The organism is Terasakiella sediminum (genome assembly GCF_033100395.1).
Lineage (GTDB): Bacteria > Pseudomonadota > Alphaproteobacteria > Rhodospirillales > Terasakiellaceae > Terasakiella.
On record NZ_JAWLVJ010000019.1, the window covers coordinates 58753 to 73413 of the forward strand.

12 protein-coding genes are annotated in these 14661 nt (G+C 48.6%); 6 read left to right on the forward strand and 6 right to left on the reverse strand.

Annotation, left to right across the window (positions count from 1 at the left end; translation table 11 throughout):
- Positions 1-379: 379 nt before the first annotated feature.
- Positions 380-2347, forward strand: coding sequence for a hybrid sensor histidine kinase/response regulator (locus tag RYZ26_RS14675; protein WP_317683982.1), 1968 nt, complete (start codon positions 380-382; stop codon positions 2345-2347).
- 92 nt (positions 2348-2439) lie between these two features.
- Positions 2440-4011 carry a bifunctional phosphoribosylaminoimidazolecarboxamide formyltransferase/IMP cyclohydrolase gene (gene purH / locus RYZ26_RS14680; RefSeq protein WP_317683983.1) on the forward strand — a complete coding sequence of 524 codons (1572 nt, stop codon included), beginning with the start codon at positions 2440-2442 and terminating at the stop codon, positions 4009-4011.
- Positions 4012-4100: 89 nt separating this feature from the next.
- On the opposite strand, the gene RYZ26_RS14685 is transcribed toward purH, so the two are convergent.
- The gene (locus RYZ26_RS14685; protein WP_317683984.1) at positions 4101-6791 is read right to left on the reverse strand and encodes a KGGVGR-motif variant AAA ATPase; all 2691 of its coding nucleotides are present in this window, start codon (positions 6789-6791) and stop codon (positions 4101-4103) included.
- Positions 6788-7207: a hypothetical protein gene (locus tag RYZ26_RS14690; RefSeq protein ID WP_317683985.1), complete on the reverse strand. Its 420-nt coding sequence runs from the start codon at positions 7205-7207 to the stop codon at positions 6788-6790. Before RYZ26_RS14690 ends, RYZ26_RS14685 begins: the two co-directional genes overlap by 4 nt.
- A gap of 178 nt (positions 7208-7385) precedes the next feature.
- Between RYZ26_RS14690 and RYZ26_RS14695 the strand changes: the two genes are divergently transcribed.
- Entirely contained in the window at positions 7386-7706 is a 321-nt protein-coding gene (locus RYZ26_RS14695) for a heavy metal-binding domain-containing protein (RefSeq protein ID WP_317683986.1), read from the forward strand.
- Between the two features lie 123 nt (positions 7707-7829).
- On the opposite strand, the gene RYZ26_RS14700 is transcribed toward RYZ26_RS14695, so the two are convergent.
- Positions 7830-9050 (reverse strand): RsmB/NOP family class I SAM-dependent RNA methyltransferase, encoded by a 1221-nt coding sequence (locus RYZ26_RS14700; RefSeq protein ID WP_317683987.1) that lies wholly within the window; start codon positions 9048-9050, stop codon positions 7830-7832.
- A 77-nt stretch (positions 9051-9127) separates the two neighbouring features.
- Positions 9128-10048 (reverse strand): zinc metalloprotease HtpX, encoded by a 921-nt coding sequence (gene htpX / locus RYZ26_RS14705; RefSeq protein ID WP_317683988.1) that lies wholly within the window; start codon positions 10046-10048, stop codon positions 9128-9130.
- Positions 10049-10136: 88 nt separating this feature from the next.
- On the opposite strand from htpX, the gene RYZ26_RS14710 reads away from it, so the two are divergent.
- Both RYZ26_RS14710 and RYZ26_RS14715 read left to right on the forward strand, forming a co-directional pair.
- On the forward strand, positions 10137-10328 hold the full coding sequence (locus tag RYZ26_RS14710; RefSeq protein WP_317683989.1) for a DUF1674 domain-containing protein: 192 nt from the start codon (positions 10137-10139) through the stop codon (positions 10326-10328).
- A 169-nt stretch (positions 10329-10497) separates the two neighbouring features.
- On the forward strand, positions 10498-11880 hold the full coding sequence (locus RYZ26_RS14715) for a hypothetical protein (protein ID WP_317683990.1): 1383 nt from the start codon (positions 10498-10500) through the stop codon (positions 11878-11880).
- Here the strand turns inward: RYZ26_RS14715 and RYZ26_RS14720 are convergent.
- Positions 11872-12531 carry an HAD family hydrolase gene (locus RYZ26_RS14720; RefSeq protein WP_317683991.1) on the reverse strand — a complete coding sequence of 220 codons (660 nt, stop codon included), beginning with the start codon at positions 12529-12531 and terminating at the stop codon, positions 11872-11874. The genes RYZ26_RS14715 and RYZ26_RS14720 overlap by 9 nt on opposite strands.
- Positions 12531-13607 (reverse strand): tRNA (adenosine(37)-N6)-threonylcarbamoyltransferase complex transferase subunit TsaD, encoded by a 1077-nt coding sequence (tsaD, locus tag RYZ26_RS14725; RefSeq protein ID WP_317683992.1) that lies wholly within the window; start codon positions 13605-13607, stop codon positions 12531-12533. The genes RYZ26_RS14720 and tsaD overlap by 1 nt, the downstream gene beginning before the upstream one ends.
- Positions 13608-13689: 82 nt before the next feature.
- On the opposite strand from tsaD, the gene hemC reads away from it, so the two are divergent.
- Positions 13690-14634, forward strand: a complete 945-nt coding sequence (gene hemC / locus RYZ26_RS14730) for a hydroxymethylbilane synthase (protein WP_317683993.1) — start codon at positions 13690-13692, stop codon at positions 14632-14634.
- Positions 14635-14661 lie beyond the last annotated feature (27 nt).

Below are 14661 nucleotides of genomic sequence, written 5' to 3' on the forward strand. Positions count from 1 at the left end.
CTTTTTCTTTGACGTAAATCGACTTAGGGTCAGGACCTACTAATTTAATGCGTTTGGCAGAGATAAATTTCAAGGAGGATTAGGCATGGAAACCGCCGCAATGCATTTCATTGCAAGGGTTTCATAACGACAGCCTCCTTGAAATTTATCCTGTCCCGAAGGGATTTGTCAAAAATGGCACAAATGCAGTGTCATAAACTTTTGCAAGTACATAAAGTACTTGCTGCAAGCCATTCCTTGCCTTGTGACATTTTTGATAAACCAAACACAATAAATTAGTAGGTCCTGATCCTGAGTTTGATTCAAGTCAATGGCTTTTGCACGGCATTGTATGTATAATAAGCAGAATTAAAAAGCGGATTTCTGGGGGGAAGTCCTAATGAGCGATCAAGTGGATAGACATAGGGTTTTCTTTGAAGCCTCGGCAGACGCCATGTTGATTATCGACAATGGTGTGTTTGTGGATTGTAACCAGTCTACGCTGGATATGCTTGGCATGGGCTCGCGCGAAGAATTCTTTAAAACCCATCCGGCTGATCTGTCGCCTGAAACTCAGCCCGATGGTCGTGACTCTTTTGAAAAAGCAGATGAGATGATTGCTATTGCCATGCGTGAAGGCAGTAATCGATTCCATTGGGTGCATAAACGGGTAAATGGGGAAACCTTCCCGGTGGAAGTGCTGTTGACAGCTGTTCCATACGACGACCATACCACCATCAATGTGGTCTGGCGTGATATCTCCGATCGACTGGCGCTGGAAAAAGAATTGATGTCCAGGCGTGATCAGCTGGAAGAACAGGTGAAATCCAGAACGGAAGAACTGGAACAGGCCCTTCATGGGGCACGCCTGTTGGGGGAAGCGGTCAGCCAGTCTGGGGCCAGCACCATCATCACCGACCCGCGCGGTCGCATTGAATATGTCAATCCGGCCTTTACCTATATGAATGGCTACACACCGGAAGAAATTTTCGGCAAGACGCCCAGTATCTTAAACGCAGGCGTGCAGCCGGAACTGTTTTATCAGGATATGTGGGCGACCATTACATCAGGTAAAGTCTGGAGCGGGACGCTTAAAAATAAACGTAAAAATGGGGAAATGTATTGGGCGCGGCTTAAAATTGCCCCAGTGACGAATGAGAATGGTCATATCCTGCATTATGTGGGCATCGAAACAGATATTACCGATTTTATTGAGGCAAAAGAAAAAGCCGAACATGCCAATAAAGCAAAATCGGCCTTTTTATCGGCGATGAGCCATGAACTTCGCACGCCGCTAAACGCCATTATGGGTTTTTCCCAATTGCTGGATATGGACAGCCAGACGCCATTGACGGAAAAACAACGTTCGTTCGTATCCAACATTAAATCTGCCAGTGATCATCTGCTCGGTCTGATTGATGAAGTGCTGGATCTGGCGCGGGTCGAAGCGGGTAAGCTGGTCTTTAACATTCAAAGCGTTGATCTGCGTGACATGCTGGATGAATGTCTGAAATTGTCTGATGGCTCCTTCAATGCGCTGAATGTGGAGATCATTGATGAAACCCGAAGTGCATTGCCCGTCTTGAAGGCGGATCCTTTGCGGGTCAAGCAGGTGATTTTGAACCTGATTTCAAACGCCAAAAAATACAATGTGGAAAATGGCAAAGTCTATATCAGTGGGGAGTTGCGCGAAGGCGGCCTGTATCGCCTGCGGGTGCGCGACACAGGCGTGGGGATTGCTGATGATCAGCGTGATAACCTGTTTAAACCGTTCCATCGACTGGGGGCAGAAAATACCGAGGTGGAAGGCACAGGTATCGGCCTTTTGTTGACCAAACAAATTGTCGAAGGCATGAACGGTGCCATTGGGTTTGAAAGTGATGAGGGCGAAGGCACGACCTTCTGGATTGATATTCCGTCCTATGGGGTGCAGGCCGCACGACCCACGACATTTGATATTCGCCGCAAAGATGAGATTGCGCTGGAATGTTGTTCTGGCCTACATACGCTTTTGTATGTGGAAGATATCGCAGCCAACCGCGATTTGATGACGGCTTTGGTCGATGGCATTCCGAATTTGCAGCTTGTCTGTGCCAAGACGGCCGAAGAAGGGATCAGGATTGCAAAGGCGGAAAAACCCCACCTGATATTGATGGATATCAACCTGCCGGATATGAGCGGATTCGACGCGTTTGAACAATTGCGTGATATGGAAGCAACGCGCCAAATCCCGGTTGTGGCCCTTAGCGCGAATGCCATGAGTGATGCTAAAGACAAGGCCAGGGACCTGGGCTTTCTGGACTATATGACCAAGCCGTTTGATGTCACCGACCTTATCCATGTTTTAAATACGGTTATTGAGGGATAAACACCCCACAGTGCATTGCACAAGGCCAGGACTTCTGCTATAGAGCGCGCAAGTTTTTTACCCCATCATATCTTGCAGGAGCTTGTGTCCTTATGGCTACTCCCATCCGTCGTGCGTTACTTTCGGTTTCTGATAAAACCGGACTTGTTGAATTTGGTCAGGCACTCGCCGCCAAAGGTGTTGAACTGCTGTCCACAGGTGGCACGTACAAAGCACTGGCGGATGCTGGCGTTCCGGTGATCGAGGTTTCAGCCCATACAGGTTTCCCGGAAATTATGGATGGTCGCGTCAAGACCCTGCACCCAAAAATCCACGGTGGCCTGTTGGCACTGCGTGACAATGATGATCACGTCGCTGCGATGGAAACACACGACATTGCCCCGATCGATCTGCTGGCTGTAAACCTTTATCCGTTCGAATCCACTGTTGCTGCAGGTGCTGACTTTGACACCTGTATCGAAAATATCGACATCGGCGGTCCGGCGATGATCCGTGCAGCTGCGAAAAACTGGCAGGGCGTTTGTACGGTTGTTGACGTTGAAGATTACGCTTTGGTTCTGGAAGAACTGGAAGCAAACGGCGGCACAACCCCAGAGTTCCGCAAGAAAATGTCGGCAACGGCTTATGCGCGCACAGGTGCTTATGATGCGGCTATTTCAAACTGGTATGCTGAACAGCTGGAGATCGACTATCCAAAACGCAAAGTGTTCGCAGGTGAGCTCAAGCAAACCATGCGCTACGGTGAAAACTCTCACCAGTCTGCCGCTTTCTATACAACTGGCGAAAACCGCCCGGGTGTGGCAACGGCGGAACAGCTGAACGGGAAAGAGCTGTCCTACAACAACGCCAACGACACCGATGCCGCGTTCGAACTGGTCTCCGAATTCAAAGACGATGTGGCTTGTGTGATCGTGAAACACGCCAACCCTTGCGGTGTGGCCATTGGCGACAACATGAAAGACGCTTACTTGCGTGCTTATTCCTGCGATACGGAAAGTGCCTTTGGTGGCATTGTTGCCTTTAACCAGAAACTGAACACAGAAACGGCGGAAGAGCTGGCTAAAATCTTCCTCGAAGTGGTGATCGCACCTGACTTTGACGATGATGCGCTGGAAGTTCTGAAAGCCAAGAAGAACGTTCGTGTTCTCAAAACAGGCGGCATGCCGAACCCGGATGATACCGCTGATATGGTGAAGACGCTGTCCGGCAGCTTGCTGGTTCAGTCCAAAGATAACGAGATTTTCTCCGACGACTTCAAGGTTGTGACCGAACGCAAGCCAACCGAAGAAGAAATGAAAGATCTGAAATTCGCTTTCACCGTCTGTAAGCACGTAAAATCCAACGCCATCATCTATTGCAAAGACAATATGACCGTCGGCGTGGGCGCAGGCCAGATGAGCCGTGTGAATTCATGTCGCATCGCAGCCTTCCGTGCGGAACAAGCAGCCAAGACAGCAGGCGATAGCGAAAGCTGGGCCAAAGGCTCCGTTGTGGCATCAGACGCTTTCTTCCCGTTTGCGGACGGTTTGATTGAAGCCGCTGAAGCGGGTGCAACCTGCGTTATCCAGCCTGGTGGCTCTATCCGTGATGAAGAAGTGATTGCCGCAGCCAACGAGCGCGGCCTCGCCATGGTCTTCACCGGCATGCGCCACTTCCGTCACTAAGACGGGATCGGTTCTGAAATAAAAAGCCCCGCCTTTTGTGATAAAAGGGCGGGGCTTTTTTGTGAAATCTGAAATATGTGTATCGAAACTTATACTCGGGAGCGAACGCGGCGGATCAAACCAATTGAATTTGGTCTATGCCCTTTCTTGCGTGTCAAATTTAAACCCAGTCTAAAGATTTCTGGCATTTGTAAGAGGTCATCAACCTGCAAAACGACGCCTTCATTTTCGAGAAGACGGACTTCATCCGGAGTTAGTTTATCTTTTACCTCATCTTCATTCGCTGGAATGGTAAAATCGTCACTATTTTTCAGTTTTTTGAAAATGTTGCCTAGTTTTCTATTTTCTTGTGAGAGTTCTTCTACTTTCACTTTCCCGATTTTTTCAATAGAACGTTTAATTGCTGTTGGGTGTAAAACTCGGTCACGGTACCCTTCTTTATTGTTTGACTCTGCAGCTGAGTAGTGCAAAAACCTCATGAAATCGCGTGCGAGCAAGCGAATTTTCAGGTCTGAGAGAAAAGCGAGAACCCATTCTGCAGAAAAGGCTTCTTTCGACGTCTTGCTCCCCAGTTTGGTCCCCCATAGTGGATAAAGCAATTTGATCTGTTCTTCTTCAGATAATTTTTTGAAATTTTCATTCCAGATTGGCTCGGAGAAAATATTTGCCTGTTTCGAAACCCAAGCTGCAAGTTCTAGAACCTCACTTCGTGACCATTTAAGCGCGTAGGGGCGATAAGCATCCATCACTTGCCCAAGGTTTTGAGGAATTGAAGCCTCAACGAGGTCTTGTCTGACAAAGGCGACAAGTCCGACAGGCCTGCCGAGCTCTGATTTGAGGTATTGTGGCACGTCAACAATAAGGGTTCTGATTGCTGTTTGTTGTTTTGTATTGTTGGAGAAATCAACAAACAGTTCTTCCAAACCATCAAATACGGCGACGATTTTTGTATTTTTTGAGTTTAAAGAAGCTAACAATTCTTTCCATTTTTCAGGCTTATCCGAAGAAATGCCATGTCGTAAAGCAATTGTATTCAACCAGGTTTGAACCCAGTCAGCATCTGTTTTATTACTTTCTTCTGCCTCTCTTATGTAAGTTTTTAGTTCGGTTTGGTTAAAGGTGGGTTGGCCATCAATCTCCATAGTTTGTGGGGCAAGGATGGGAACAACTTTCGCCTTCACCTCACTTGGGACCTCAGAAATAAGCTTACTAAAACCTTCCCATGTTTCAGAGGTGATGAGTTTTTTATATGTAAATGTTTTGCCGGCTCCTTTCGCACCGACAATTGCGACGACGGGCAGTTTTTGGCGAAAATCATCTACGAGATTGCTTAACGGTTCAATTGATAGAATAGGAAGTTCAGACTGTTCACCGAAAATCATGTTTTCGGCATATTCAGAAAGCTTACTTCTAGCTTTTTCGATGTTCAATTCTGTTGAAGCGGGCTCTGCAATTGTATTTTCTGAGTTATCAATATTACTATTGGTAATGTCTTCAAGCCAGATGGAGAGTGGTGTTAACAGATTTCTTCCGAAGTTAAAATTTTCCAATGTTCTGGAGTATTCATCCCAATTTACAGCCATTGTTAACAAGGCTTCATGATGAATTTGGGTTACAACGGGAATTGTTTGCTCGGTATCTTCCTCTGTTTCAATTTCAAGGCTGTCCAATAGTGTCGTGCGTAGTGCTTCTACCTGCGTTGCATATTGAGGGAGTGTAGAGTAGGAGTAGGGGACTTGAGACATTATAATTGCAGGAATAGATGCTTTGTCCAAGACGTTGAATTCACGCATTTGCGTACCAATGTATTGGGCAATCTCTTTACTTGCCTCAAATGCTTGCCCTGATGGAGTTGTAACGAAAACCCGGTGTATTGACGGGTCCATTAAAAAGGGTGCTGACAACTCAGTAAAGCCCGCTCGTAAATCAACAACGACGTATTTGCATCCCAGAGTATCAGCAATTTTTCTGAGAACTTCGGAAATTATAAAAGGGCTTCGGGTTTTGCTTTTACCAATATCCTCTGGCCTGATTTCAAGACTGGAGCAGTGTCCTGTCTCTCTAAAACAAGGTAAGACAAAAACGTTATCAATTTGATGTTCTTTAAGCGCAGTAGAAGTGAGAGCGATAGCTTCATCAGGAAAAGCTTTGTCTTCTGAATGCACCAGGGCGAGTAAATCAGCGAAGCTAATGGATGGTGATGGTTTTTTTGACTTAAAGAGCACGCTGATTCCAGGGGCTTCAAAATCGGCATCGACGATCAGAACTTTCTCATTGGTTTTGTTGTTCTTAAATTTATTTGCAAGCTCCAATGCTAATGACATTGCTGAGGTTGTACGGCCCACACCACCCTTTACCGAATAAAATGCAATTATTTCGGCGTTATGTTTTTGTTGTGTTGGTTGATTAATGTTTGTATCGCGCCATTTAAACCAAATAGAACTTCCTTTCCCAAACGAAGGTCTGAATTCCTTTTCAGGGAGATGATTCAGTTCTTGCTCTGGAATTTCTTCGTATTCGATCAGAAGGCGACGGTCTTCACCTGTACCGTCTAAAATTAGAAATCTGGTGTCATCTTCGTTAATAAATCTTGAGCCGAAAATGTTTTTTAGCCAATTGTCAATTGAGACGATTCCACCTTCCTCGGTTCCTATAAGGAGTTCATCCCAATAGGGTGACGCCCAAATGAGTTCGTTCGGAATATTGTTTTTTTGCTCTCTAGCTTTGAAGAGAACATTTGAGATATCAACCCAAGTATATAAATTTTCAAATAAAATCATGTGTTCAAAACTTCTTTTTTGAGGAGTTCAGAGGCATTTTGTAGCCAGTCTTTCAATTTTTTCTGATCTTCTTCTTCTATTTCAACACCGTAGCGCCAGGCTTCATGAGCTTGTTTAATGTGTAACGGATTCCGAGTGTTTTTTAAGCGAAAGTTGGGAACGTCTGCGTTATTAAGTCCAACTCCTTCGAGTCTTAAATCTATTATGGTTTGTCTAATGTCGTGTGTTAATTGAATATTGTTGTCTTGGAGCTCATTGCTATCTTTGAGTTTTAATTTTTTGAGATGTAAATATTTTAAGGCACATTCAATTGAGTAAAAATTCAACATTTCAGATATAGGAGATTTACAAGCTGCTGAAGCATCATTATTTCTTCTCCACCCTCGTCTGTAGTCCTTAACAGTTGTGTTTATCAAAATTTCCTCCCACTTAGACCGCGCAAGCATAGGGCTTTCAGTTGTAAAAAAAAAGTAGAATTCAATTTGCTTGTAGTTAGGAACGATCAAAAAAAGGTTTCGAACTTTTCCCCTTCCCAAAATCCCTTCTCATGATATCCTTTTTGAAATTCAATTTATTAATAAAGGATCAGGGACCATGATTACGACGACGACGGATAATGTAGACGGTAAGACAGTTTCACAATATTGCGGGATTGTTTCAGGCGAAGCTATTTTGGGGGCGAACCTTTTTAAGGATTTCTTTGCAGGTATCCGTGATGTTGTCGGTGGTCGCTCTGGCGCCTATGAAAAAGAATTTCGCAAAGCCAAGGAAGCAGCCATGGAAGATATGATCGCCGAAGCCCAGGAACTGGGTGCGGATGCGGTTGTGGGGATCGATCTGGATTATGAAGTGATCGGTGGTGATCAGAAGACCATGCTGATGGTCTCTGCCAACGGCACTGCGGTCAAGTTTTAAAACTTCGTTTTATCTCAAAATGTTACGTCAGCCCGCACTTGTTGCGGGCTCAGGGGTGGAGGGCGCGTTCTGGCTTCCACCCATTATGGCGCAACGCGTGCGCCATGACGGTATTTTTGTGAACTAGCTGACCCGCTTCACAGCCACGGCAAAGAAGCCGTCTTTGCCTTCATGCGGCAGGAAGCGCAACGGCGCATCACCCACCATCTCAAAGTTCTTGTGACCTTTTAAGAAGGCTTTGAGCATAAGCTCGCCTTCTTCGGGCTGTAAGGAACAGGTGCAATAGACAATCACGCCGCCCGGTTTGACCCAGCCACTGGCGCGGTGCCACAAGGTGCCTTGAATATCCGCCACCGCTTTGATGTCTTCTGCGCGTTTGGTCCAAAGCCCATCGGGATGACGGCGCAAGGTCCCGGTTGCTGTACAGGGCGCATCCAGCAAGATCGCGTCAACCTCACCGTCCGGTTGCCAGTCCATCAGGTCAGCGGCAACAATCTCGGCCTTCAGTTTGGTGCGTTCCAGATTTTCTGTGACGCGTTTTAGGCGGTTTTCGTTTTTATCAAGGGCGATGACTTTAGCCCCCGCTGCGGCCAGTTGCATGGTCTTGCCACCAGGTGCGGCACACAGGTCCAGAACCGTCTTGCCCTTAACGTCACCCAGCAATTTCGCTGGTTCAGCAGCAGCGGCATCCTGCACCCACCAGGACCCGTTGCTGTAACCGTCCAACTCTTCAATTCGGCCACCCGCGGCCAGACGCAGGCTGCCGTTTGCGAGTTTTTCTGCGCCCAGGCGTTTGGCCCAGATGTCGGCTTCGTCGTCATATTTTGGTGTGATGTCCAGCGGGGCTTCTTTTAAGTGGGCCTCCGCAATTTTCTGTGCGGTCTCTTCACCATAGGCATTGACCCAGCTTTCCATCAGCCAGACCGGGATATTATGTTTGGCAATCTCTGCTGCTGGATATTCTTTTTTCTCACGCTCAATTCGGCGCAGCACCGCGTTGATGAGCTTTTTATACTGGATCAGCTTGGCATAGTTGGTGAGATTGAGCGACTCGTTAACCGCCGCGTGCGCTGGTACATTCATGAAGTAAAGTTGTGCCACGCCCAGGCGCATGATGTTTAAAACATTGCGCGCTTGACCTTTGGGGCGTTTATCCAGACAGGCATCAATCAGATGGTCGATAAAGCCCTTGTTGCGGATCGCACTTGTCACCACCGCACGGGAAAAAGCTTTGGCCTTGGGCGAGAGTTTTTCCAGATGGGGATGGCTGTTGAAAGCTTCATCCAGCGGACGTTTTTTACCAAGAACCTGGCAGAGAACATCATAGGCAATACGTCTGGGCATCGGGCGCTCTTTTCATCAAGGATTGTCTGAGAATGTGCGCCTTATAACTGACCTCGTCCAGAATAGCCAGCCAAAGCTTAGTCCCAAGGGCCTTTCACAGACTTATCCGTGCTGGGGATTTTTGAACTTCCACGTCGTTTTGGTGATGTTGGCGGTTTTGACGCTGCCATTTCTTTTAAGGCATTGATGCGGTTTTCCATATTGGGATGGGTGGAAAACAGGCTGTCCATCTTACGTGTGTGAAGCGGATTGACGATAAACATATGGGCGGTGGCCGGATTATTTTCTGCGGCATGGTTATCGACCAAACTGGCCCCTTTATCCAGTTTGTTCAAAGCGCTTGCCAGCCACATGGGGTTGCCGCAGATCTCAGCACCAATGCGGTCGGCTTCATATTCGCGTGTTCGGGAAATCAGCATTTGCACGACCATGGCCGCCATGGGCGCAAGGATCATGATCAGGATGGTGCCGACAATGCCCAACGGATTGTTGCGATCACTGCTGTTGCCAAAGAACATGGCGAAATTGGCGATCATGGAAATGGCCCCGGCGATGGTTGCCGTGATGGTCATGATTAGTGTGTCGCGGTTTTTAACATGGGCCAGTTCATGCGCCATCACGCCTGCGATTTCTTCGCGTGATAGCATATTCAAAAGGCCTGTGGTTGCAGCAACGGCAGCATTTTCCGGATTGCGGCCCGTGGCAAAAGCATTGGGCTGGGAATTTTCCATCACATAGACTTTGGGCATGGGTAGCTCGGCCCGGCGTGCAAGGTCGGCAACCATATTATAAAAGTCCGGTGCGCTTCGGGCATCGACTTCGCGTGCGCCATACATGCGCAGGATGGCCTTGTCGGAATTCCAATAGGCAAAGACATTCATGCCAAGCGCGATCAGAAGCGCAATCATCATCCCGCCTTCACCGCCCAGCATAAAACCGATGGCGAGGAACAGTCCGGTCATCCCGGCCAGTAACAGTGCGGTGCGTGCGTAGCTCATGATCTGCCAAACCCATTGCAATTATAGTCTTCTATGAGTATTTAGTAAGGAGTCGATCATTAACGCAAGCCCTTCTTTGAGGTAGACCATGTCTAAATTCAAATCTACAGATGCACCCAGCATGAAAGAAGGACGCCCCATCGCGCCCCAGCCACCCAAAAAGTTTGAACCCATGTCCGATCAGGTGGATGAGGTCAAAGAAGTCGGCGGACGTAAAGATGGCCCCAACCCAACCCGTTATGGCGATTGGGAAAAAGGTGGTCGCTGCGTCGATTTTTGATCTCGTGAACAAAGAAAGTCTTGAGAGACACGATCACGGGAAAAAACATGGCAGTCGCTGCCATTAATCTTATTTCAAACCTTTTTGCATTAAGGTATTCCTAGATGAGTTTTTCTGTCATTTGGGTTGCTGAATGCTATCGATTTTTAATCGTTTTATAGACTGGTTTATGATGCGCGATGAAAGTGGTGATGCGCAGCCGACCAGTCCTGCCCAAATCATGCAGGGCCTGAGCGATGTGAATGTGCTGATTGCTCAGCCTGACGGAAAATTCGCCAGTGATGAAGCTATGCAGGCTCTATTGCAAAGTATTATCGATCCGCTTAATGAGAAACCGGGCCTGTCCCTGCGGCTGATTGATAAATCTCTGAAACGATCCCGAAAGGGGACGTTGGCTGAACAGGTCGAGTCTGTGGTCGAGCAGGGACGCAAATGGCTGGAAGAACAGCAGTGTGACTTGTTGCTGTGGGGACAAGTGGAACTGGAAGATCAGGCCGTGCGCTGGTATTTCCTGTCGGCGCGCGAAGGCGAGGCAAATCTGGGGATACCGGGCAAGCTGGAAAACATCCTGGTGCCCTTTGCGCCTGAAAAAGCCACGCTGGATGTGCTTTATGCTGCGATTTTTGCGGCAACCACGCCCAATCATCCATCACACGCTGCAAAGATTGGGGAATATCTGTTGGGGGCAGTCGAACCACTGACGAAGCTGCCAAGTGGTCTTTCAAATCGCAAAACCACACCAGCGGCCAAAACATCGACCATGGGGATGTGTTCGGTTGTTCTGGCCAATATTGCCCGCAGGGGTCAGGAACTCGGCTGGTTTGACCCGGCGATCAAGGCGTTTGAGACCTGGGACGAGCTGGTGGATAAAGAAAAGACACCGCTGGAATGGGCCTTTGTTAAAAATCATCAGGGCTGGCTTTATGAAGAAATGACCAACCATGAAGATGATGAACTGGTCATGGAACATATCGCCAAAGCCATCGGCATTTTTGAAGATGTTTGCACCGTCTTTACAGAGAAAAAATATCCGTTGGAATGGGCATCGGTTCAGCAACGTATCGCCATGACCTGTGCAAAGATCGGGCGACAGAAGGGGGATGCAGAATATCTGCAGAAAGCAGCGCGCTATTATAAAAAATCCCTGAATGTTTATAGCCAGGCTGAATATCCGCTCAATTGGGCGGACGGCATGTCGCGCATGGCAAAAACCATGATGTTGCATGGTCAGTTGATGAAAGGCGCGCAATCACTGGAGCAAGCAGGTGTGGCTTTTCAGGCGGTGCTAAAAGTCTATTCAGTTGAAAAATATCCTGCCCAACGTGCCAGTACGCAGAACAATTTGGGCGCAACGCTTTTCGCGCTCGCCAAGCGTGACCCGTCCACACCGCAATGGATTGAACATGCGCTGGTGTGTTTTCGTGAAGCGCGTGCTTACTATGAAGAAAACGGCAAAGCCAAGATGGCGCATGTGATTGACAAAAATATCGCACGCGCCGAAGTTCTGAAAGATCAGATTGAAGAGAGTTTGGCGGATAATCTGTTAGAGTGATTTCAGTTCTGAGAGGTTTTTGATGATGCGAACCTCTTTTTTATCCGAAAAGAAGGTTTTCCATTCCTTAAATTCAGTCCAGTCATAGGCAAAGATGAAGTCCAGCCCGTATTTGGAGGCCATTTTATAGTCATAGAGCGAATCGCCAATATAAACGGCTGATTTTTTAATGCCGCCAGTGTCGCATTCCCGCTTGAAAATTACATCCTTGTTGTCTGGGCTGCCAAAGACATTGTCGAAATATTTCAGGATACCGCGTTGATCCATGACGTTGCGCAGTTCCGCTTGCATGCTGCCGGAAATGACGGTGCAGGGAAGTTCTGACAGTGGGCCTTCCATCAGAGTGGCAAAGTCAGGCGTCTGGCGGCACGTCAGCATGCCTTGGGTGACGGCTTTGGCAAAATCATCAAGGGCCTGATCAATTTCACCTTCCTTGGGCGCGCGACCCAGAATGGTTTCAAAGAAATATTCAAACTTTACAAAACGGGAAATCCCGCCATGGGCGACGTGATAGGTACAGAGCGCATCTGCTTCTTTTTTGCCATAAGGCAGGGCCACCTGATGAAAAGCTTCAGTTTTCAGATTATTGGAATCAAGGATGACCCCGTCAAAATCAAAGACCCAGGATTCATATTGATCAAAGATAGACATCAGGCTTTTTTTCCTCCGGCAAAGGCAGCTTTGGGGGCGTTTGGGTCGAGCGGCCAGCGGGGGCGGGGGGCAAAGGAGAGGTCATTCGTTTTGCCCGCTTTGAAAGCTTCCAGCCCCGCCCAGGCGATCATGGCCCCGTTGTCGGTACAAAGCTTCAGGGGCGGGGCGACCATCTGCATATTTTCTTTGGCGCACAGCTTTTCCAGATGGCCACGAATGGCCTGATTGGCGGCAACACCGCCTGCAACCACCAAGGTATTTCCCGTTGGATAGTCAGCCTTGAACATTTTGATCGCGTTTTTGCAGCGATTAACCAGACTGTCACCTGCTGCGGTCTGGAAAGCAGCACAGAGATCGTTGAGGTCTTCTTCTTTAAACGGGCCGGGTGGCAAGGCTTCGGCAGCTTGACGCACCGCTGTTTTCAGACCGGAAAAGGAAAAGTCACAGCCCGGCTTGCCCTTCATGGGGCTTGGCAATTTGAACCGGGTGGGGTCGGTGGCCTTTAGCGCTGCTTTTTCGACATGGGGGCCACCGGGATAGCCAAGGCCCAGCAATTTTGCAGATTTGTCAAAGGCTTCACCTAACGCATCATCAATGGTGGTGCCCAGACGTTTGTATTTCCCGACCGCTTCGACAGCCAGCAACTGGCAGTGCCCGCCGGAAACCAGCAACAACAGATACGGGAATTCAACCTGATCGGTCATGCGCACGGTTAAGGCGTGGCCTTCCAGATGGTTGACGGCGACAAAAGGCAGCTTGTGGGTGAGCGCAATGGCCTTCGCGGTCATAACACCGACGATGACACCACCGATCAAACCGGGGCCGCCTGTGGCAGCCACCGCATCCAGGTCTTTAAAATCAACCCCTGCCTCGGTCATGGCTTCATCAACGATGCGGTCGATGTGATCCAGGTGGGAGCGTGCAGCAATTTCCGGCACAACACCGCCAAAGGGACGGTGTTCATCCAGTTGGGAAAGTACGACGTTGGATAGAATACGTGCTTCGCCTTGCCCTTCATCGGTTATGACGGAAGCAGCCGTTTCATCACAACTGGTTTCGATGCCTAGTATTTTCACGCGATTTAGCCCTAATGCTGTCACAATTATCAGGCAGAGATAGCACGAAATTAAGCACCACGAAAAGATAGAGATTAAAATCATGTCCGATAAACCAAAACTCGTCATCGGTACGCGCGGAAGCCCCCTTGCACTGGCCCAAGCCTACGAAACCCGTGAACGCCTGCAGGCCGCCCATGAAGACTTACGGGGCGACGGCATGATTGAGATCGAAGTCATCAAGACAACAGGGGACATGATTCTGGATCGCCCATTGGCTGAAATTGGTGGGAAAGGTCTGTTTACCAAAGAAATCGATGATGCGCAGTTGGATGGCCGGGTGGATATTGCGGTTCATTCCATGAAAGATGTGCCGACCTGGTTGCCGGACGGCATTTGCCTGCCATGCATTTTGCCGCGCGAAGATGTGCGCGATGTGTTTATCTCAAACAAAGCCAAGACACTGGCAGATTTGCCGGAAGGCTCGGTCGTGGGCACAGCGTCGCTGCGCCGTCAGGCTCAGATCAAGGCAACCTATCCGCATCTGAAGGTCGAAACTTTCCGTGGCAACGTTCAAAGCCGTTTGCGTAAACTGGAAGAAGGCGTTGTGGATGCGACTCTTTTGGCAAATGCCGGGATGCGTCGCCTTAAGAATGAAGATGCCATTACGTCCGTGATTGATGAAGATGTCATGCTGCCCGCTGTGGCCCAGGGCGCCATTGGCATTACATGTCGCACCAATGATGAAACCATGCTGAACTATCTGGCTGCACTCAACTGTCAGACGTCCAAAACCCGGATTGAAGCAGAACGTGCGCTTCTGCGCGTGCTGGACGGATCCTGCCGTACACCGATTGCAGCCCTGGCCGTGATTGAGGGTGAAGAGATTGTTTTGAAAGGTCTTCTGGCAAAACCGGATGGATCGGAAGTGCTGACCAATGAAATGCGTGGGCCTGTCAATGACCCCGATACATTGGGCACCAAAGCCGGGCAGGAATTAAAAGAGCGTGCAGGTGAAGATTTCCTTTGTGAAGTGACCCAAGCCTAGGCCATAATATGCACAACTAGGACTTAC